We start from the raw sequence: 20,042 nt of genomic DNA, 5'->3' as shown, positions 1-20,042 counted from the left end.
CGATCGCAGGTATTTGCCGTTGCTCCGGAGGATCAGCACGCTAGATGCGGTACTTTGACCGGACCGGGCAGTCGAACGGATCCCGGGCGGAGAGCCCCACCTCGTTGAGGTACCGAACCACAATGGCGTAGGACTGCACGAGCGTGGTCTCGGTGTAAGGGATGGAATGCTTGGAGCAGTGTTCCTTCACCAGTTCGCTGGCCCGGGCCAGCGACGGCCGGGGCATGCTCGGGAACAGGTGGTGCTCCACCTGGTAGTTCAGTCCACCCATCAGGGTGTTCATGCCGCGGCCCACAATGTTCCGGGAAGTCAGAACCTGGCGGCTAAGGAAATCGACCTTGGAGTCCCTGGGGAGAATCGGCATGCCCTTGTGGTTCGGGGCGAACGAAGCACCCATGTACACGCCGAAGACTGCCAGCTGCACACCGATGAAGGCGAAGGCCATTCCCACCGGCAGGAAGAAGAACACGGCAGCCAGGTACAGGCCCAGGCGGGTGAAGACCATGACCAGTTCGGAAATGCGTCCCTTGACCTGCTTGTTCGCAAACAGGTGCTTGATGGACGTCGCATGCAGGTTGATGCCCTCCAGCATCAGCAGCGGGAAGAACAGCCATCCCTGGCGGCGTGCGAACCAGGCCATGAAGCCCTTCTGCCGTGCCGCCTGCTCCGGAAGGAAGGAAATGGTGTCCATGTCGATGTCCGGGTCCTTGCCCACCGTGTTGGGGTTGGCATGGTGCCGGCTGTGCTTGTTCATCCACCACTGGTAACTGATGCCGACGACGGCGTTTGCCACGAACTTGCCGGCCCGGTCATTAGCCGGCCCCGATTCGAAGACCTGCCGGTGCGAGGCCTCGTGCGCAATAAACGCGAGCTGCGTCAGGAGGATGCCCAGCGCCGCGGCGATGAGCAGCTGGAACCAGCTCTCCCCGATAAAGAAAGACCCTGTGGCAGCGGCAACCAGGCCGATGCACAGGAACACGAAAGTGGTGATGTAGAAAGAGCTCCGGCGCTTCAGCAGGCCTTCGTCGCGGACGGCTTTGAGCAGTCCGGAGTAGGTGCTGGTGACGTTATTCCGGCGCGGCTTCTTTTCGCTCGGGACTTCTTCAACGGGTGCAGTGGAGGATGCGGTTAAGCTCATGCGGCCTTCTGGTGGTGTACGACTTCCCAGTCGGCGTGGCGAGCGGTTTCGCTCTGCGGATGTGACCACCCTAACCCGGAAGTCTGGTGTTTGTCTGTGACATTGCGCTGCTGCTGCCGAGCGTTGCGTGCTGGAGGGTGCGGTGTTCCGCGTTTAGGGTGGGTGCAGACAACGGAGGTCACCATGGGTAACCGCAACGACGCCGGGACTCCGGCTCCCCCTCTGCAACTGTTCCCGCCCGGCTTTCCGGGAACACCGGATCCATCCGGAACAGCAGTGTCCCGTCCCTGGCTGACCCCCGAAACCTATTGGCCCGCATTGTCGGAGGCCACCGCGGCACTGCCCGCACCGGTGGCGGTGCTGGGGCTGGAGGCTCTTCGGTCCAACGCTGCGGACCTGCTCCGGCGCGCGGGCGGCGTGCCCCTGCGGGTTGCCAGCAAGTCCCTCCGCGTCCGCGGCGTCATAGAGGCACTGCTTCAGCTTCCCGGTTTTCGGGGCGTCTTCGGTTACACACTCTCCGAAGCCCTCTGGCTGGCGGAGCGGTGCACGGATGTTTTGGTGGGATATCCCAGCACGGACCGGGCGGCCCTCACCCGGCTCCTCGGCGACGAACGGCTGGCCTCCCGGGTAACCCTGATGGTCGACGACGAGTCCCAGCTGGACCTGGTGGATGCCCTGGCGCCGGCGGGGAAGCGCCCGGAAGTGCGTATCTGCCTGGATGCGGATGCCTCCTGGCAGGCGCCGGCGCTGGGCTTCATCGGCACCCGGCGGTCTCCCCTGCACACCCCGGACGACGCCGTCGGGCTGGGCCGCCGGATTGCCGCCCGGCCGGGCTTCGCGCTGGTGGGTTTGATGATGTACGAAGCCCAGGTGGCCGGCGTGGGCGATGCGGTTCCCGGGGCAGGCCCACGGAATGTCCTGATGCGGCACCTGCAGCCGCGGTCCATGGCCGAGCTCCTCGGCCGCAGGCAGCTCATTGCCGGGCGGCTGCGCGATCTGGCCCCGCTCGAATTCGTGAACGGCGGCGGCACCGGCTCCATCGAAGCCACGCGCGCGGACCCGGCGGTCACCGAGATTACGGCCGGTTCCGGACTCTTCGGCGGACACCTGTTCGACAACTACCGTGCGTTTACGCCGGCCCCCGCAGCAGCCTACGCGTTCGACGTCGTCCGCCGTCCGACGTCGGACACCGCTACCGTGCTGGGCGGCGGATGGATCGCTTCGGGGCCGCCGGGAGCCAGCCGCCTCCCGCGTCCGGTCTGGCCGCCGGACCTGCGTTTCCTCCCGCGTGAGGGGGCGGGAGAGATACAGACTCCCCTGCGCGGTGCGGCCGCCGGGACGCTGCATCCCGGTGACCGCGTCTGGTTCCGGCACGCCAAGAGCGGCGAGCCGGCCGAACACCTCAACGAGTACCAGGTCGTGGACGGCGGGAAGATCGTGGACACGTTGCCCACCTACCGCGGCGAGGGGAAGGCGTTCCTGTGAGGGCGGCGGGCCCCGGGTGGGAAAACTGGGGACGGAACGTTACTGCGGAACCGCTCCGCGTGGAGCGGCCGCTCGATACCGCCGGCCTCCAGCGGTGCGTGGCCGACGCGGCCGGTGCCGGGCAGCGGGTCAAGGCCGTGGGGGCAGGCCACAGCTTCACCGACATTGCCGCCACCGACGGCGTCCAGCTGGATCTCAGTGCCCTGCAGGGGGTAGTCGAAGCGGACACCGGAAGGTTCCGGGTGCGGTTACAGGCCGGCACATGGCTGCATCGGATTCCGGCGCTGCTGGAACCTTATGGACTGGCAATGCCGAACCTCGGCGACATTGACCGGCAGTCCATCGCCGGTGCAGTTTCCACCGGGACGCACGGAACGGGCGCCGGGTTCGGCGGGATGGCCACCCAAGTGGTGGGCGTGACCGTGGTCCAGCCCGACGGCGGCCTGCTCAGCGTGCGCGGCGACGATCCCCTGCTTCCGGCCGTCGCCCTCGGACTGGGCGCCCTGGGCGTCATCGCCGACGTCACCCTCCAGTGCGTACCCGCATTCGTACTCAAGGCCGAGGAGCGATCCGAACCCCTGGCGGATGTGCTCGAGGGACTAAACGACAGGGTGAAGGCAACCGACCATTTTGAGTTTTACTGGTTTCCGCACACCGGCCGCGCTGCCACCAAGGCGAACACCCGCCTGCCCGGCTCTGCCCGCTGCCGTCCGCCCGGTCCCGCTGCGCGCTGGATTAACGACTCCCTGCTGGCAAACACCGTGTTCCGGGGTACCTGTGCCGTGGGCAGTGCGGTCCCGGCGGTTGTCCCTGCCGTGAACGCCGCAGCGGCACGGCTGCTCGGCGGCCGGGACTATTCGGACGCCTCGGCGCGGGTCTTCACCACCCGGCGCAACGTGAGGTTCCGGGAGATGGAGTACGCCGTTCCGGCGGACAGCGTGGCCCCGGCCTTCTCCGCCCTGCGGGAGCTGATCGAGGAGCGCGGTTGGCGGATCTCGTTTCCCGTGGAGGTCCGCTGGGCGGCGGCTGATGACCGCTGGCTGTCCACCGCGTACGGCCGGGAGACAGCCTATATTGCCGTGCACCGCTATTACCGGGAGGACTTCGCCGAGTACTTCAACGCCGTCGAGGAACTTATGCTCGCCCACGGCGGGCGGCCGCATTGGGGCAAGCTGCATTCGCTGGAGGCGGCAGCACTGGCGGAGCGGTACCCGCGCTTCAAGGACTTCCTGGCGGTACGGGAGCAGCTGGATCCGGACCGGGTCTTCGCCAACGCCTATCTGGACCGGGTGCTGGGCGCCTAACGGCCATCGCGCCGGAGTCACCGTACGATGGTCTGCAGCCGACCCGAAGGAGTGCCGTGACCGCCGCGCCCGCCCAAAGCCAGACCACCGTCCTGCCCCGCTCGTGGTGGTGGGGTTTCCTGCCGTTCGCAGCAGCCTCTGCCGTTCATATCGGGGCGCGGGCGGTCGAAGCCACCGACATCGCCGAGCCCACCAAGCTCACCCTGATGCCGTTGCTTGCCATCGCCGCCCTGTGGGGCGCGCGCGGCGTCGTCCGCGGGCCTGCCGGCCGGATGCTGCCGGCGGCCCTATTGCTTACGGCCCTGTTCTTCTCCTGGATCGGTGACGGCGCGGCCGCGTTCTTCCCGTCGGCACCGGAACTGCCGGTAATGCTCGGCTCCTTCGGGCTCGCCCACGTCTGTTACATCTGGCTCCTGGCCCGGTACGCCGCTGCAGGGAGAATCCCGCGGTGGGCACTGGTCTTCCCGCTGTGGTGGGTGCTGATGCTCGTGGTGCTGTGGCCTGCGCTGGGCGGTCTGGCCCCGGCCGTGGCCGCGTACGGCATTGTCCTCGCCGGCACTGCGGCGACGGCGGCGCGGTGCCGGCCGATGGTGGCAGCCGGCGGCCTGCTGTTCCTGGCCTCGGACACGATCCTGTCCGGCCGGATCTTCCTGCCCGAGCAGATGCCTGACTGGACCAATCCCCTGGTCATGCTGACCTACTGTGCGGGGCAGGCCCTTATTGTTGCCGGGGTGCTTCGGACCTGGCGGGACGGACGCTGAGGGTCCAGTCCCGGCGGAAGCGCCTCATCCCTCCGCGGGCCGTATCATCGGCGGGCTGAGGTACTCGTCCTTGACGGTGAACACCGCTGCGGGGGCGCCCTTCCCGCGGACGACCTTGCGTCCGGTGTCGCGCAGGGCGCCGGTCATCTTGCGGGTGAAGTTCCCGGCGTCGAGCTTGTCCGTGTTCCACACGGCCTGGTACACCCGGCGCAGCTGGTAGAGGGCGAATTCCTCAGGCAGGAGCCTGGCTGCAGTGAGGGTGTATTCGATCTTGCCCGCAAGGCGGTCCAGGGCCGCGGTGAGGATCTCGCGGTGGTCGAAGGCCAGCGTCTCATTGGCGAGGACGTCATACACGGGCATCCACTGCGCGGCTGCGGTGTCGGTGCCCGGGTTCAGTGCCGGCAGGGCACTGCCGTCGGTTGCGAGCAGCGCCAGGTGGGCGACGGACACGACGCGCATGCGCGGGTCACGAACAGGTGAGCTGTAGGTGGCGAGCTGCTCGACGTAGGCGCGGTGCGCCCCCAGATCCAGCCCGGTTTCCTCCTGCAGCTCGCGCCAGGCGGCCGTGAGGGCATCCTCATCCGCCCCCACGAAGCCGCCGGGCAGCGCCAGGGCAGCCTTGAAGGGGTGCCCTCCGCGGCGGACGAATGCTGCATGGAGGGTGCTTCCTTTGACGGCGAAGACGACCAGATCCACGGTCAGCGCCACGGAGGGATACTCCCTGGGCGCGTAGTCCTGAAGGAACTGCTCTTCTTCGGTGGCCATCAGGCTCCTGTCAGTACCGTCCGCTTTGCCCAGGGCGGTGAGGTGAAGCGGTTCCGCTGGGCGATGATGAGGTCGATTATCCCAGTTGCCGTGGATATCCGCTCCTCCGGAGTGCCGGAAACGAGGATCCAGGAGTGCCCGGCTGCCGTGAGCTCCTCCTTGAACCACTCGGTCATCTCGGCGCGGGGGTGCTCGGCCTCGCGCCAGCCGTCGTCCTCGAACGCGACGCCGTCGTGGTCGGTAATGAGGTAGAGGTCGCGGCGGGGCAGCCGGTCGACGGCATGGTAGGAACCATAGCTTTGCTCACCGATGTACACCCGCTCAAAGAGGGAGGTGGTGATCACATCCGTGTCGGCGATGACCAGCGGACACCGCGCGGCGGCTTCGTTTTCCATCTCGTTCTGCCGTTCACCGATGACGGCAAAATCCTCCGCGGTCCAGACCATGTCCGACAGGACGGCGTCGGGCTTTGTTTCCTGCACTGCGGCGAACTTGTCGTAGGTGTACTGGCGGCCGAATTCGGGAACGTCGACGAGCTCGGGGAAGCTTGCCCGGTAGTGCTCGGTCAGGGCCCGGGCGAGGGTGGTGGTGCCGGTGGATTCGGCTCCCACGACGATGATGCGCACGGCCAGGTCCTGCCGGGCACCTTTGATGATGTTCCGCCAGGCTGCGCTGAGGTCATCCCGGCAGAGGGTGCCGCTGACGGGATAGGCGGTGCGGAGCCTGTCGACCATGACGTGGGCCGCGCCGAAGTCCTGCGCCAGTTCGCTGCCGTAATCCTCGGAGCTGAAGACGGCGTCGACGGTTGTGATTCCCTTCAGCTTGAGGGCGATGCGCAATGCCTCGTTATGCGCCTTCCAGATGGTCCGGGAGTTGTAGTCCACGGGGCAGTCATCAGGCATCCCGATCACGGATACGTTGGTCTCCGCGAACTCGGCGGCAAGCCACTTCACCCGGTCTTCAAGGGTGATGCTCTCAAACCTGCTGCTCAGGATGACGACTGCGAGCTTGGTGCACTGCTCCGCTGCCCGGGCAATGAGGTGCCGGTGGCCGACGTGCGGCGGATAGAACTTGCCGATCACGACACCCTGTCCAAACAGGTTCATGCCGGTATCTTTCCGGCTGCAGCAGCCGGGCTGGCGGCCGCGGTGCGCGTGCGCTTCCAGTCGATCAGACCGTAGACGCAAAGTGCGGTGAAACCGATGTAGAGGACGCCGGTGAGGTTGAGTCCGCGGGAGAAGTACAGCGGAACGCTGACGAGGTCGATGGCAATCCAGACGTACCAGTGCTGGAAAATCTTCTTGGCCTGCGCGTAAGTGGCCAGGAGCGACGCGGCCAGGACGAAGGCATCGGGCCAGGGAACCTCGGAGTCGGTTCCGTGGGTGAGGATCATGGCGATCCCCGCGGTGGCCAGGACGACGGCGGCGATGCCGGCGATCACCTCGTTCCGGCTGGCGTCACGGATGGGCAGGTCGCTTTTCTGCTCCGTGTTCTTGGCGCCGCGGACCCAGTTGTACCACCCGTAAACGGACACGGCGGCGAACACGGCCTGCAGGAGAGTCTCCCCGTAAAGCCCGGCGCCGAAGAAGAGGACCATAAACGCGATGTTGTTGATGATGCCCACGGGCCAGTTCCAGGCCTTCTGCCGGGCCACACCGTAGACGCAGGCTGCACCGGTGACGAACCCGATGACTTCGATCCAGCTGACGGGTGCTCCAAGCAGGGATGCTGCCGGCGAGTTCATCCAGTCCAGTACTGCATTCATGACGCTCTCCTGATTTATTGTCAGTGTGACAATGAGTAGCCTAGGGCCGATGGGGAGAGAACGGAAGACCTGGTGCGGACCAGTATTGAGAGCTACGTCACAACGAACCGGAGCATTCCGGGCACTAAAAAACCGCCGGACACAGGATTTCCCGTGTTCCAGCGGTCTTGTTGGTGGAGCTGAGGGGACTCGAACCCCTGACCCCCTGCATGCCATGCAGGTGCGCTACCAGCTGCGCCACAGCCCCAAACTTTCAGTGATTTTCCACCGCAAACCCTCCGGCTTCCCGAAGGTTTTGGTGGAGCTGAGGGGACTCGAACCCCTGACCCCCTGCATGCCATGCAGGTGCGCTACCAGCTGCGCCACAGCCCCAAAACTAAAGGTTGTTTACTTCACTTTTCCGTTCACCGGGGCGAAGCAACTCCTCTACCTTAGTACAAATCAACAGGAGCGCAAAATCCACTCAGTGCTCCCCTGCCGGGCAGGAAAGAGGGTCTTTCAGCCCTCCACCGGGCCGCTGGGGAGCGAGTCCAGGCCTACGTTGTGCTGGGCCAGGTGCCAGGCGGAATTCCCATGCCGGTCCGGGATTTCCTGAAGGACCGACCAGTGGCAGTTGGATACTCCCGAGATGACCGCCCAGGACTCCGTAGGCAGACCGAGCAAGGCGCAGATTCCGGCGCGGATGGCTCCTCCGTGGCTTACGGCCACAAGCGTGCCGCCGGCAGGCACTTCCCTGACGGCCTCCCCCACGGCTTCGGCGACTCGCCGGCCGACGTCGACGCGCGTTTCCCCGCCGCCCGCCCGGGCGCTGCCTACTCCCGCCGACCAGGCACTCAGCAGCGGTGCGTCCTGCTCCGCGATCTGTGTGAAGGTACGCCCTTCCCACGTGCCGGCAAACGTTTCCCGCAGGCGTTTGTCCTCCGCAACCTCAAGACCGGTCTCGGCGGCCAGGACCCTGCCTGTGCCCAGGGCACGGCTCAGGTCCGAGGAAACAATCGCGTCGGGTTCGAGGAACCGCAGCACTGCAGCCGCCTCGGCAGCCTGCCGAAGGCCGGTGGCGTCAAGGGCAATATCCTGCTGCCCTTGGAAGCGCCCCGCCCGGTTCCATTCCGTACGTCCGTGGCGCCAGAAAACCACCCGGCGCGACGCGGAATCCGGATCCCAAGGGGCAGGGGCGCTCATGGTCACAGGCTATTCGGACTCGGCGCCGGCAGGAGCGTCTTCGAGCTGAAGGTCAACCTCGGGGCAGTCCTTCCACAGACGCTCCAAGGCGTAGAACACGCGGTCCTCCTCGTGCTGGACGTGCACAACGACGTTGGCGTAGTCCAGCAGGACCCAACGGCCTTCGCTGCGTCCTTCACGGCGCACGGGCTTGAGGTCCATCTTGGACAGTTCCTCTTCGATGCCGTCAACAATGGCGTTGACCTGGCGCTCATTCGATGCCGAGGCAATGAGGAAGACATCGGTGATGGCGAGCCGTTCGCTCACGTCGATTGCGACGATATCGTCCGCAATCTTGGCCGAGGCCGCTTTGGCCGCCGCCCGTGCAATGTCGATGGAAGATTCGGTGGCGCTCAAAGTGTGTCTCCTTGGGGTAATCGGTCAGCCGCCAAGGCCGCCGACGATCATTAGTACTCCGACGATCAGGGCAAGTGTGCCCAGACCTGCAACACCGGCGGCCGCAAAACGCAGCCTCCGGGTACGGCCGAGTCCGGCCGTCATGACATCTAGGGGGTCAAGTCCGAAGGCACTGCGGGCACCGATGGGGGCGGCAGCTTCCTCGGATTCAACCGGTTTATTGACCAGCGCGTCCGCGCGGGCGAGGATCCGTGAATGGCGCACGTCGGTGGCGCCTACCGGTACCCGGCGCGGCACGGACGCCGGACGCTGGGCAGGAACCGCCGGCAGGGTCCGCGCGGCAGCAGCCTCCGGATCCACCACCGGCGTCGACGAGGTAACAATCGGAATGTGCGAGGTCTGCGGCGCCTTCATCACGGGATGTTCCATCCCGGGGACCTTCACGAACTCGAGCGGCGTCACCATCGCCAGGTTGTGGGCAGTACTCGGGTCGCTCGGCGACGGTTTGCGCTGCTCGTTTTCCTGCGACAGTTTCTCGATGGCACGGGTGCGGCGGTTCAGTACCTTGGCACGTTCGGCCAGCGCCTTCTGCTGGGCCAGCAGTTCCAGGTCCACGGCCTGCGGATCATCAACCTGCAGGGCCTCCATGGCCGCAACGTGGTTGCGGGCCTGTCCCTCCAGTGCCTGACGGGCAGCCAGGGCCTGTTCCACGCTCATACCCTCGACGTCGGCGTTGGGGTCGGTGCCGGCAGCCGTACCTTCCGCAACGGCCGGAGTTGCCGACGCCGGTGCGGCGCGGCGGCTCTGCTTTCGGGATGCCCGGGAGCCGGATTCCTGCTCGTGCTGCCTTTCCGGAGCGTGCGTTTCCGAAGCCTTCGGTTCCGAGGCCTGCGTTTCCAAAGCCCTCGGTTCCGACGTCGGGGACTCCGGTTCGGTGTCCGTGCCCGCCACTGACGATTGCCGGCGTCGTTCCCGACGCAGCGACGTCCCGGCAGGTGCCGTTGGAGACGGTTCGGAAGCGACCGGTCCGGTTGCGTCCGGCGAGGCCGGGACATCCGCGGGCAACTCAGCCGACCCGGTCCCGGTACCCGCCGCCGCAGCGCGCTGTTGCTGCTGCAGCCTCAGCTGCCGTCGGGTGGGCGGCGCGGTCTCAGGGTCAGGGCGCTCCGGCGTCTCTGCCAGGGCCTTGTACGCACGCAGCGCTTCCCGGTCCCGGGCGCGCTGCTGGGACTCACGTTCCCGCGGCCCGGCCGGGGAATCCACGGGTACGTCGGCCGCCCGGCGGCTGCGCCGCGGCGCGGACTCTGGACCGTTAGTCATTTCCTACCCATCCGGTATCTGTATTTACGCTACTGGTTCTGTTTCGGTTTCCGCGGAGTTCGGAGCCTGCCTGTCGGCGGCGTACAAACGGTGCTTCGCGATGTACTGCACTACCCCGTCCGGCACGAGGTACCACACGGGGTTGCCTTCGGCCACGCGGCGCCGGCAGTCGGTCGACGAAATCGCCATGGCCGGCACATCCAACAGGAAGACGTCATCCCGGCCCACGTTCTCCAGAACGTGTCCCGGCCGCGTGACCCCCACGAAACGCGCCAGTGACCACAGCTCCTGGATGTCTTTCCAGGACAGGATCTGCGCCATGGCATCGGCGCCGGTAATGAAGAACAGGTCAGCCTCGGGCCTCGCCGCCTTCAAATCGCGCAGTGTGTCGATGGTGTACGTAGGGCCGGGCCGGTCGATGTCGACCCGGCTCACCGTAAACCGCGGGTTCGATGCCGTAGCGATGACAGTCATCAGATACCGGTGCTCTGCCGGACTCACCTGCTGGGCGGCCGGTTTATGCCACGGGTCACCGGTGGGAACAAAAACCACTTCGTCCAGATCGAACGTGGACGCAACCTCACTCGCCGCAACCAGGTGGCCGTTGTGAATGGGGTCGAACGTTCCACCCATGACTCCGAGGCGGAATCTGCGCTTTCCGTTGCTTTGTGTCCGCTGCGGTTCACCCATGGGGAAGAACGCCTCCGCTGACTCCACGTACGGGGTCAGTCCCTGATGGCCTGGCCGTGGTCATGCTTGTCGGGGAACTGGCGCTGGGGGTCAACGTGCTCCGGCTCGGCCGTGTGGCGGTTGCCCACGTTGGAGAAGGACACCGTGATCAGCATCAGCAGCAGCAGTGCCGCAAAGATCACTCCGCCGTAGACGTACGGAGACGCCGGCAGTTCAACGTGGTGTTCTTCGGCAGCAGTAAACACGGCGCCCGTAAGCTGGATCAGCATGTATCTCCCCTAGAGATCGATAGGTTCCGCCGGGCAGCCGGCGGAACGGGTTCTTAGTCAATGGTACGCGTAACGGAGTGCACATCGCAGCCGGACCCGTCGCCGGGCCGCTGGACGGAACTAGTCGCGGATCTGCCCGTCGCCCTGGATGATCCATTTCGTAGTGGTCAGTTCCCTGAGCCCCATGGGACCGCGGGCATGCATTTTCTGCGTGGAAATGCCCACCTCGGCTCCCAGCCCGAGTTCGCCCCCGTCCGTGAACCTGGTGGAGGCATTGACAATCACCGCCGCGGAATCGATCTCCGCAATGAACCGCTCCGCATTGGCAAGGTCATTGGTGATAATCGCTTCAGTGTGTCCGGTGGTCCAGCGCCGGATGTGATCCAGCGCGTCATCGAGCGTGTCCACTACCGCCACGGCCAGGTCCAGGTCCATGTACTCACGCCCCCAGTCGCCGTCGTCGGCTTTTTCCGCGCTGACTCCGGCGGGCAGCAGTTCCATGGCGCGGGGGTCGGCGTGCAGGCGGACGCCGGCGGCGGCCAGCGCCGCCAGGACGTCGCGGGCAGCCGGCGCACCCTCGTGGATGAGCAGGGTCTCGACTGTATTGCAGACGCTGGGGCGCTGCGTCTTGGCGTTGAGCAGGATGTCCACAGCCATCTCCACCGGCGCCGTCCGGTCCAGGTAGATGTGGACGTTGCCCTCCCCCGTCTCAATGACGGGCACAGTGGCGTTGGTGACGACGGACTGGATCAGGGAGCGGCCGCCGCGCGGAATCAGCACGTCCACCCGGCCCCGGGCCTTCATCAGGACGTTGGCGCCTTCACGGCCGTACTGGTCAACGCTCTGCACGGCGTCGGCGGGCAGGCCCGCTTCCTCGAGGGAGTCACGGATGATTTCCACGAGGACGGCGTTGGTGTTCTCGGCGGCGCTGCCGCCGCGCAGGAGAACGGCGTTGCCGCTTTTCAGCGCCAGTCCGGCAATATCGAGGGTGACGTTGGGGCGGGCCTCGTAGATCGCGGCCACCACGCCCATCGGAACATGCACCTGGCGCAGCCGCAGGCCGTTGGGCAGCGTCTGGCCGCGGGCGACGGAACCCACCGGATCCGGCAGCCCGGCCAGGTTCTCCAGCGCTGCGGCCAGCGCGGTGATGCGTGCCGGCGTCAGCGACAGCCGGTCCAGCATGGCCGCAGAGGTCCCGTTGTCCCGGCCGGCCGCCACATCGCGGGCGTTGGCCGCGAGGATGGCGGCGTGTTTGGCGTTGACGTTCTGCGCGATCTGCCGCAGGGCGCGGTCCTTCCAGGCGCGGTTGGCCCGCGCCAGGCGCCGGGCGGCGGTGCGGGAACGGTCGGCAAGGGCATGGACCTGGGCTTCCACGCCGTTGTCCGTACCGGCATGTTCCAGCTCAGCCTCAGTTGTGTTCACGGAAGTCATGCTCCCAGTGTAGGTCCGGTGCCGGCTTCCGGCCCGGGTGCCGGTGCTTCGTTGGGGTGCAGGAGAACGAGGTCGTTTACATGGACCACCGCGCGTTCATATCCGCGCCCCAGCTCGCGGGACAGTTCCCGGGTGGAGCGGCCAAGCATGGAGGGCAGCTCGTCCGAACCGTAGTTCGTCAGGCCATGGGCAATCACGCGGCCCGCGGTATCGGCCAGGGCAACGGCGTCACCGGGCTCGAATTGCCCCTTCACAGCAGTGATGCCTGCCGGCAGCAGCGAACGGTGCCGGTCCCCCACTGCCTTCGCGGCGCCGTCGTCGAGCACCAGTGTGCCTTGAATGCGGGCGAGGTGGGCGAGCCACAGCAAGCGGATGGACCGGCGCCGGCCGCGGGTGGTGAACCAGGTGCCCACGTCTTCGCCGGCCAGCGCGGCGGCCGCGTTGGCCGTGGACGTGACCAGTGCCGGGATGCCCGATTCCGCGGCAATGGTGGCTGCTTCGACCTTGGTTGCCATGCCGCCCGTACCGACGCCGGCCTTGCCCACCCTGCCGATCCGCACGTCCGCCAGGTCCTTGGGACCGGTGACTTCGGGGATGCGGCGGGCGCCCTCGGACGGCGGACCGTCGTAGAGGGCGTCGACGTCGGAGAGCAGGATGAGCGCGTCGGCCTTCACAAGGTGCGCCACAAGCGCGGCCAGCCGGTCGTTGTCGCCGAACCGGATCTCGTGGCTGGCGACGGCGTCGTTCTCATTCACAATCGGCAGGACGCCGAAGTTCAGCAGCCGTTCCATGGCCCGGTGCGCGTTGGCATGATGGGCGCGGCGCATCAGGTCCTCAATGGTGAGCAGCACCTGGCTGACCGTGACACCGTGCGCACTGAACGCCTGCGTGTAACGCGCCATCAGCAGGCCCTGCCCCACGCTGGCTGCAGCCTGCTGGGAGGAAAGCTGTGCCGGACGCTTGGTGAGTCCCAGCGGCGCCAACCCGGCGCTGATAGCGCCGGATGAGACCAGGATGATCTCGGTGCCCTGCGCATGCCGGGCGGAAAGCACATCGGCCAGGGACCGCAGGGCAGAGTCGGAGATCCCGCCCGCCACGGAGGTCAGGGACGAGGACCCCACTTTGACGACCACCCGGCGGGCCCGGGCCAGCCCGGAACGGGACGTTAACGCACGGCGGGCAGGTGTGGCGAATTCGATGTGTTCACTCATAACCTGCCCAGCCTATGCGCTGCACCCCGTCCCTACCGGGAAGATGAAGGTGTTACGCCTCTTCGTTACCCTCGACGTCCGCAGGGCGGGTGGAGTGCTTGTAGTTCACGGACTCGGTCCAGATGCCTGCCTTGCGCTCTGCTTCGAGCTCGTCGCGGGCCGCGGCGCGGGCTTCCTTGCGCTTCTGGTGGTCGCCGCGCTTTTCCTCGCGGGTCGGGCGGGAGAAGTCTTCGACGCGGATATCGCTGCCACGCGGGGAAGCGGCAAGCAGTTCCGCTCCGCCGATCATCGTGGGCTCCCAGTCGAAGACGACGCCGTCGCCCTCGCCGATGACCACGGCGTCACCGGGCTTGGCGCCTTCCTTGAACAGTTTCTCCTCCACACCCAGCTTGGCCAGGCGGTCCGCCAGGTAGCCCACGGCTTCGTCATTGGTGAAGTCGGTCTGCTGCACCCAGCGAACCGGCTTCTCACCCAGGACGCGGAAGAGCGGCTCGAGGTTGCGCTCCTCGCGGCGGATCAGGAAGCCACCCTTGTAGTTGACGCCGCGCGGCTTCAGGACCGGCGGCTGGATACGCGGCGGAGCCTTCTCCACGGCGTCCCGGGCTTCCTTGACGATGGCAGCCATGGCGAACCCGAGTTCACGCAGGCCTTCATGGCTGGACGCGGAAACCTCGAACACGCGGTAGCCGCGCTTCTCCAGCTCCGGCCGGACGAATTCGGCCATGTCGCGGCCGTCAGGGACGTCCACCTTGTTCAGTGCGACAAGGCGGGGACGGCGGTTCAGCGGCACGACGTCACCGTCGGTGCCCGCGTAGCTCATGTCCACTTCGTACTTCTCGAGCTCACGCTCAATGACTTCCAGGTCCCCAATGGGGTCGCGGTCCGTTTCCAGTGCGGCACAGTCCAGCACGTGCACCAGGGCGGCGCAGCGTTCCACGTGGCGCAGGAAGTTGTGGCCCAGGCCCTTGCCCTCGGAAGCGCCCTCGATGAGGCCGGGAACATCGGCGACGGTGAAGCGCACGTCGCCGGACTGGACAACGCCCAGGTTCGGGATCAGCGTGGTGAAGGGGTAGTCGGCGATCTTCGGCCGGGCAGCGGAGATGGCCGCAATCAGCGAGGACTTGCCGGCCGACGGGAAGCCGACCAGTGCAATATCGGCAATGGACTTGAGCTCCAGGACAATGTCGGACTCTTCGCCGGGCACGCCCAGCAGCGCGAATCCGGGAGCCTTGCGCTTCTGTGAGGAAAGCGAGGAGTTGCCGAGGCCGCCCTGGCCGCCGGCGGCAGCGATGTACTCGCTGCCCTCGCCTACCAGGTCCGCCAGGACCTCGCCGGCCTTGTTCTTGACGACGGTGCCGTCCGGCACGGGGAGGATCAGCGTCTCGCCGGTCTTGCCCGCGCGCCAGTCGCCCATGCCGTTGCCGCCGTTGGTGGCGTGCCGGTGCGGGGCGTGGTGGTAGTCCAGCAGGGTGGTGGTATTCGAGTCAACGCGCAGGATGACGTCGCCGCCGTCGCCGCCGTTGCCGCCGTCGGGCCCACCCAGGGGCTTGAACTTTTCACGCTTGACGGACACGCAACCATGGCCGCCTGTACCGCCCGAAACGTGCAGCACTACGCGGTCTACAAAGCTGGCCATGGTTCTCCTTCAAAGGAACTTCTTGATCATGCCAATTCTACTTGGCTTAAAAAACGACGGGGCGGGCCATCAAGGCCCGCCCCGTCGGAAAAGCTAAATGCCGGTGATTACTCGGCGGCTGCAGCAGCCACGATGTTCACGACGCGGCGGCCACGACGGCTGCCGAATTCAACTGCGCCTGCTTCCAGGGCGAACAGGGTGTCGTCGCCTCCGCGGCCAACGCCCTCACCCGGGTGGAAGTGGGTGCCACGCTGGCGAACGATGATTTCGCCTGCCTTGACAACCTGGCCGCCGAAACGCTTTACGCCGAGGTACTGGGCGTTGGAGTCGCGACCGTTGCGAGTGGAACTCGCACCTTTCTTATGTGCCATTTCTTTGCCTGCCTTTGCTAACTGATATTGAAACCCTCAGGCGGGATCACACCCGCGTTCCCGGCCCTGGGGCCGGCAGGAGAATCAGGAGTTGATGGACGTAACCTTGACCTTGGTCAGCGAGGAGCGGTAGCCCTGACGCTTCTTGTAGCCGGTCTTGTTCTTGAACTTCTGGATGACAATCTTCGGACCCCGGAAGTTCTCGACGATTTCTGCAGTCACGGTAACCTTGGCCAGGTCCTGTGCAGCAGAGGTGACCTTGTCGCCATCAACCAAAAGCAGGGCAGGCAGCTCAAAGGTGCTACCGGCTCCACCGGGGACGCGGTCCAGGGTTACGAGGTCTCCGACGGAAACCTTTTCTTGGCGGCCGCCAGCGCGGACAATCGCGTACACCACTTGGGAACTCACTTCTCTCGACGTTTAATACTTGGATGCGCATTTAGCTGGGACCAGATTGGGCCTGCCTTGCGCCATGCAGTTCCGCCTAAGCCGATAAACGGTTGGAAGGCGTTCGCACCGAAGTTCAAGGCTACGCTAATGGTCCTATAACCCGCAAATGCGGTGCCTGCACACTGTACTCATAGAGCTGTACAGGTGCAGTCGGACCAAGGGCGCCACCGAACCGGTGCCACTGCTCGATCTCTACTTTATCCCATGATGCCGGTGTTCCGGGCATCGGCACCCCGGCGGGTCCATGGCACGGGCTTAAAAGCCTGCGGGCGGCCCGGCCCCTAAGGGACAGGCCGCCCGCAGGCAGTGGTACGAGGACGCTACAGCTCGGAGGCCGGTACGCCTACGCCAAGGATCACCGGAGCCGCAGCACCGGTCTTTTCCTCCCGGGCAACCGGCGGCTTGCCGGCAGCCGTGACCGTATGCCGCGCCGGCGTGGAGGAAGCGGATTCCCCTGCTGCCGGTGCCAGGACCTCGGCGGCACCCTGCGGGCTGCTGGCCGCCCTGCGGCGGCGTGCCGGACGGGCCGGTGCCTCCGGCGCGGATGCCTGCACTGCGGCCTGCCGGGTGGACTTCGGCTCCTGCACCTGCGCAGCAGGCTCCGCATCGGCGGCCGGCTGCACGGGCTGGGACACGGCCGAGGCAACCTCGTTGAAGGCTTCGGTCAGGCTTTCGAGGGTCAGGACGGGTTCTTCCTTCACCTGGCGGCGCCGCTGGCGGCGGGGAACCACTACGGTTTCCCCCTGGATGTTCAGCACGGCCCCCGGCTCGGTGTCGGACTCGTCATCGGCTGCCTCCTTCGCGGCCGGCGTCGAGGATCCCGCGTCGCCGTTGGCGGCTGCGTCAACCACCTCATGTGCGGCGGCGGTCGCAGCGGCAATGCTGGCCAAGGCTGCGCGGGCGGCTTCGGCCTTCGCCTGCCGCTCGGCATCTTCCTGCACCGGCTCGTCAGCCTGCGGCTGCTCTTCCGGTACCTGGACATTGCCGTTCTGTCCGCGGCTGCGGTTCCGCTTCCGGTCCCCGCGGGACTGCTTTTCCTGCTTGAGGTGCTGCTGGTGATTATCGTCGGCAACCGCGTGGCCGTTGGCGGCCGGCGTGTGGCTGGTGCTGCGGCGGTGCTCCACGGGTACGTCCTGCGTGACGACGCCGCGGCCGTCGCAGTGCTCGCACGTCTCGCCGAAGACTTCCAGCAGGCCGGTGCCCATGCGCTTGCGGGTCATCTGGACCAGGCCCAGCGAGGTAACCTCGGCGACCTGGTGCTTGGTACGGTCCCGGCCCAGGCACTCCACGAGACGGCGCAGCACCAGGTCACGGTTGGCTTCAAGGACCATGTCGATGAAGTCGATGACGATGATGCCGCCGATGTCGCGCAGACGCAGCTGGCGGACCACTTCTTCGGCCGCTTCGAGGTTGTTCTTGGTGACGGTCTCTTCCAGGTTGCCGCCGCTGCCGGTGAACTTGCCCGTGTTGACGTCCACCACGGTCATGGCTTCGGTGCGGTCAATCACCAGGGAGCCGCCCGAAGGCAGGAACACCTTGCGGTCCAGCGCCTTGGCGATCTGCTCGTCGATGCGGTGCGCCGAGAAGATGTCCTCGTCCTTGGTCCACTTCTCGAGGCGTCCCACCAGGTCCGGGGCCACGTACGTGACATAGGCCTCGATGGTGTCCCAGGCCTCTTCACCGGAGACCACGAGCTTGGAGAAGTCCTCGTTGAAGACGTCGCGGACCACCTTGATGGTCAGGTCCGGTTCGCCGTACAGGAGTTCCGGCGGCAGCGTCTTGGTGGACGTGGACTTGGCTTCGATGTTCTCCCACTGGGCGCGGAGGCGGTTGATGTCATTCATCAACTCTTCCTCGCTGGCACCTTCGGCGGCGGTGCGCACAATGACGCCGGCGTTTTCCGGCAGGTGGTCCTTGAGGATCTTCTTGAGCCGGTTGCGTTCGACGTCGGGCAGCTTGCGTGAGATGCCGGTCATCGAACCGCCGGGGACGTACACGAGGTAGCGGCCGGGCAGGGAAATCTGGCTGGTCAGGCGTGCACCCTTGTGGCCCACCGGATCCTTGGTGACCTGCACCAGGACCGAGTCGCCGGACTTCAGCGCCAGTTCAATACGGCGCGGCTGGCCGTCCAGGCCGGCGGCATCCCAGTTGACCTCTCCGGCGTACAGCACGGCATTGCGTCCGCGGCCAATGTCCACGAAGGCGGCCTCCATGCTGGGCAGCACGTTCTGGACCTTGCCGACGTAGACGTTGCCGATCAGGGAGTCCTGCTGGGTGTTGGAGACAAAGTGCTCGGCGAGGACGCCGTCTTCCAGCACGCCGATCTGGATCCGCTCGTCACGCTGGCGGACAATCATCTGGCGGTCCACGGACTCGCGGCGGGCCAGGAACTCAGCCTCGGTGATTACGTGGCGGCGCCGGCCCGACTCGCGGGACTCGCGGCGGCGCTGCTTCTTGGCTTCCAGCCGGGTTGACCCCTTGACGCTGGTGACGCGGTCCGAGACCGGAGCCTCGGCGTGGGCGCGCGGTGCACGCACCCGGGTGACGGTGTTGGGCGGATCATCGTCCGCTCCCCCGGTCAGTTCCAGATCGGCGTCCCCGCGGCGGCGCCGACGACGACGGCGGGAGGTTACGCCGTCGGACTCGGAGTCCTCGGGGCCGGTCGATGCTTCTTCCGCACCGGCTTCCTGCCCGTTTCCTGATTCCGAGCCCTGGCGGCTGCGGCCGCGGCGGGACCGGCGGCGGGAACGGCCGGAATCTTCGCTGCCCTCCGGCTCGTCCGTTTCTTCGGCTTCGGCGGGCTTGGCCACCGGCACGGAACGCACGGCGGTGAGGTCCGGGGCGTGGAACAGCACCGACGTGGGCGATTCCGGTACCGAGAACGGATCCAGTGCCGAGGTGGGCCCTGCGGCTTCAGCCTTGGCCGGCTCCTGGTTCTTGGCGGGGGACTCTTCCTTGGCGGGTGCTTCAGCCGCGGCGGGCAGCACCGGCTCGGCGGGGGTTTCGGCGGGTTCCGCAGCAGCGGACGCGGCCGACTCAGCCGATCGTGCCGGGCCGGTCGGCGTGCTGGCGCGGCGGCGCGTCCGGATTTTCGGTGCCGGGGCGGCCGTTTCGGCAGCGGGTTCGGCAGTGTTGGTGGACTCGGGACCGGCAGCCAGCGTCACTTCGTCGGCAGCAGCGTTCTCCGCGGCAGCGGCATCAACGGCAGGCTTCTTGGCCGGGGTGCGGCGCCGACGCACTGTCTTGGCGGGAGCTGCTTCAGCGGAAGCGGTTTCCACAGCTCCGTCGGCGGAAACCGAGTCCGTGGCAGCAGCCTCGGGGCTCTCCTCGCGCGGCGCGGCTGCTTCGGCAGCCGGTGCTGCCTTCTTACGGGGGGTGCGTGTGCGCTTGGGCTTCTCAGCGGCGGGCGCGGGGGTTTCCGGCTGGGTTTCCGCCGCGACGGTTTCGGCCTGCGGGGCGTCCGCCGCGGGCTGTCCTGCGGGGGACGCAGCGGGGACGGACTTGCGGCGGCTGCGGGTGGCCTTTTTTACGGGTGCCTGCTGCTCGGCCGGCTGCACGGGAAGATCCCCTGCCGCTGCGGTTTCCACAGGCAGTTCATTGGTTCCATTATTCTGATTAGTCATGTAGGCCTATGCTCCGGCCCTGCGGCACTGGCCACATTCCAATGCCCCAAGGCAATGTGTCGGCTGTGCGGTGGCATCGCAGCCTGCCCGCCAGCCGGAAGTCGTCTGGATGTCATTCGAGGTCGTGCCAGCTGTGGGGCGCGGTATCACTCGAAGACCAGCGGCGCTTTTCCTGCTACCCCTGCGGAACGGATAATTTTCGTTACGGCTGTTCTGGGTAGGTCTGGCCGGCGGATTCCCTGGTT

General features: G+C 66.6%; 18 protein-coding genes and 2 tRNA genes. 3 read left to right on the top strand and 17 right to left on the bottom strand.

Annotated elements, in window-relative coordinates:
- Positions 1-40: 40 nt before the first annotated feature.
- Complete coding sequence (locus tag LJ760_RS13420) at positions 41-1,138, bottom strand: fatty acid desaturase family protein (RefSeq protein ID WP_227921104.1); 1,098 nt, start codon at positions 1,136-1,138, stop codon at positions 41-43.
- A 276-nt stretch (positions 1,139-1,414) separates the two neighbouring features.
- On the opposite strand from LJ760_RS13420, the gene LJ760_RS13415 reads away from it, so the two are divergent.
- Genes LJ760_RS13415 through LJ760_RS13405 form a run of 3 tightly spaced genes read left to right on the top strand, consistent with a single transcriptional unit; the run spans position 1,415 to position 4,688 of the window.
- Positions 1,415-2,623 carry an amino acid deaminase/aldolase gene (locus LJ760_RS13415; protein WP_227921102.1) on the top strand — a complete coding sequence of 403 codons (1,209 nt, stop codon included), beginning with the start codon at positions 1,415-1,417 and terminating at the stop codon, positions 2,621-2,623.
- On the top strand, positions 2,620-3,927 hold the full coding sequence (locus tag LJ760_RS13410) for a D-arabinono-1,4-lactone oxidase (protein ID WP_227921100.1): 1,308 nt from the start codon (positions 2,620-2,622) through the stop codon (positions 3,925-3,927). The genes LJ760_RS13415 and LJ760_RS13410 overlap by 4 nt, the downstream gene beginning before the upstream one ends.
- A gap of 56 nt (positions 3,928-3,983) precedes the next feature.
- Positions 3,984-4,688: a lysoplasmalogenase gene (locus LJ760_RS13405; RefSeq protein ID WP_227921097.1), complete on the top strand. Its 705-nt coding sequence runs from the start codon at positions 3,984-3,986 to the stop codon at positions 4,686-4,688.
- 24 nt (positions 4,689-4,712) lie between these two features.
- Here the strand turns inward: LJ760_RS13405 and LJ760_RS13400 are convergent, their stop codons facing one another.
- The 16 genes from LJ760_RS13400 to LJ760_RS13325 form a co-directional block, all read right to left on the bottom strand.
- The gene (locus tag LJ760_RS13400; RefSeq protein WP_227921095.1) at positions 4,713-5,453 is read right to left on the bottom strand and encodes an NUDIX hydrolase; all 741 of its coding nucleotides are present in this window, start codon (positions 5,451-5,453) and stop codon (positions 4,713-4,715) included.
- Positions 5,453-6,559 (bottom strand): AAA family ATPase, encoded by a 1,107-nt coding sequence (locus LJ760_RS13395; protein ID WP_227921094.1) that lies wholly within the window; start codon positions 6,557-6,559, stop codon positions 5,453-5,455. Before LJ760_RS13395 ends, LJ760_RS13400 begins: the two co-directional genes overlap by 1 nt.
- Positions 6,556-7,218: a nicotinamide riboside transporter PnuC gene (gene pnuC / locus LJ760_RS13390; protein WP_227921093.1), complete on the bottom strand. Its 663-nt coding sequence runs from the start codon at positions 7,216-7,218 to the stop codon at positions 6,556-6,558. The genes LJ760_RS13395 and pnuC overlap by 4 nt, the downstream gene beginning before the upstream one ends.
- 171 nt (positions 7,219-7,389) lie before the next feature.
- Positions 7,390-7,465 (bottom strand) — tRNA-Ala (locus LJ760_RS13385).
- Between the two features lie 49 nt (positions 7,466-7,514).
- A tRNA-Ala gene (locus tag LJ760_RS13380) sits at positions 7,515-7,590 on the bottom strand.
- A gap of 126 nt (positions 7,591-7,716) precedes the next feature.
- A complete protein-coding gene (locus LJ760_RS13375; RefSeq protein ID WP_227921092.1) occupies positions 7,717-8,400 on the bottom strand; it encodes a histidine phosphatase family protein in 684 nt (227 codons plus the stop codon).
- 9 nt (positions 8,401-8,409) lie between these two features.
- A complete protein-coding gene (rsfS, locus tag LJ760_RS13370; protein ID WP_227921091.1) occupies positions 8,410-8,796 on the bottom strand; it encodes a ribosome silencing factor in 387 nt (128 codons plus the stop codon).
- A 24-nt stretch (positions 8,797-8,820) separates the two neighbouring features.
- Positions 8,821-10,116: a hypothetical protein gene (locus LJ760_RS13365; RefSeq protein WP_227921088.1), complete on the bottom strand. Its 1,296-nt coding sequence runs from the start codon at positions 10,114-10,116 to the stop codon at positions 8,821-8,823.
- 24 nt (positions 10,117-10,140) lie between these two features.
- Positions 10,141-10,806 (bottom strand): nicotinate-nucleotide adenylyltransferase, encoded by a 666-nt coding sequence (gene nadD, locus LJ760_RS13360; RefSeq protein ID WP_227921086.1) that lies wholly within the window; start codon positions 10,804-10,806, stop codon positions 10,141-10,143.
- Positions 10,807-10,841: 35 nt separating this feature from the next.
- Complete coding sequence (locus tag LJ760_RS13355; RefSeq protein ID WP_227921083.1) at positions 10,842-11,075, bottom strand: hypothetical protein; 234 nt, start codon at positions 11,073-11,075, stop codon at positions 10,842-10,844.
- A gap of 120 nt (positions 11,076-11,195) precedes the next feature.
- Positions 11,196-12,506 (bottom strand): glutamate-5-semialdehyde dehydrogenase, encoded by a 1,311-nt coding sequence (locus LJ760_RS13350; RefSeq protein WP_227921080.1) that lies wholly within the window; start codon positions 12,504-12,506, stop codon positions 11,196-11,198.
- Entirely contained in the window at positions 12,503-13,717 is a 1,215-nt protein-coding gene (proB, locus tag LJ760_RS13345; RefSeq protein ID WP_227921078.1) for a glutamate 5-kinase, read from the bottom strand. The genes LJ760_RS13350 and proB overlap by 4 nt, the downstream gene beginning before the upstream one ends.
- Before the next feature lie 52 nt (positions 13,718-13,769).
- Positions 13,770-15,353, bottom strand: coding sequence for a GTPase ObgE (gene obgE / locus LJ760_RS13340; RefSeq protein ID WP_227921074.1), 1,584 nt, complete (start codon positions 15,351-15,353; stop codon positions 13,770-13,772).
- A gap of 107 nt (positions 15,354-15,460) precedes the next feature.
- Positions 15,461-15,724: a 50S ribosomal protein L27 gene (gene rpmA / locus LJ760_RS13335; protein WP_104053918.1), complete on the bottom strand. Its 264-nt coding sequence runs from the start codon at positions 15,722-15,724 to the stop codon at positions 15,461-15,463.
- An 84-nt stretch (positions 15,725-15,808) separates the two neighbouring features.
- Positions 15,809-16,120 (bottom strand): 50S ribosomal protein L21, encoded by a 312-nt coding sequence (gene rplU, locus LJ760_RS13330; RefSeq protein ID WP_146361875.1) that lies wholly within the window; start codon positions 16,118-16,120, stop codon positions 15,809-15,811.
- 374 nt (positions 16,121-16,494) lie between these two features.
- The gene (locus LJ760_RS13325) at positions 16,495-19,797 is read right to left on the bottom strand and encodes an Rne/Rng family ribonuclease (protein ID WP_227921072.1); all 3,303 of its coding nucleotides are present in this window, start codon (positions 19,795-19,797) and stop codon (positions 16,495-16,497) included.
- Between the last annotated feature and the right edge of the window lie 245 nt (positions 19,798-20,042).

Source organism: Arthrobacter sp. zg-Y895 (assembly GCF_020731025.1).
In the GTDB taxonomy this organism is placed as follows: Bacteria; Actinomycetota; Actinomycetes; order Actinomycetales; family Micrococcaceae; genus Arthrobacter_B.
The sequence above is the reverse complement of the archived record's forward strand: the minus strand, read 5'-3'. Positions and strand labels throughout refer to the sequence as shown.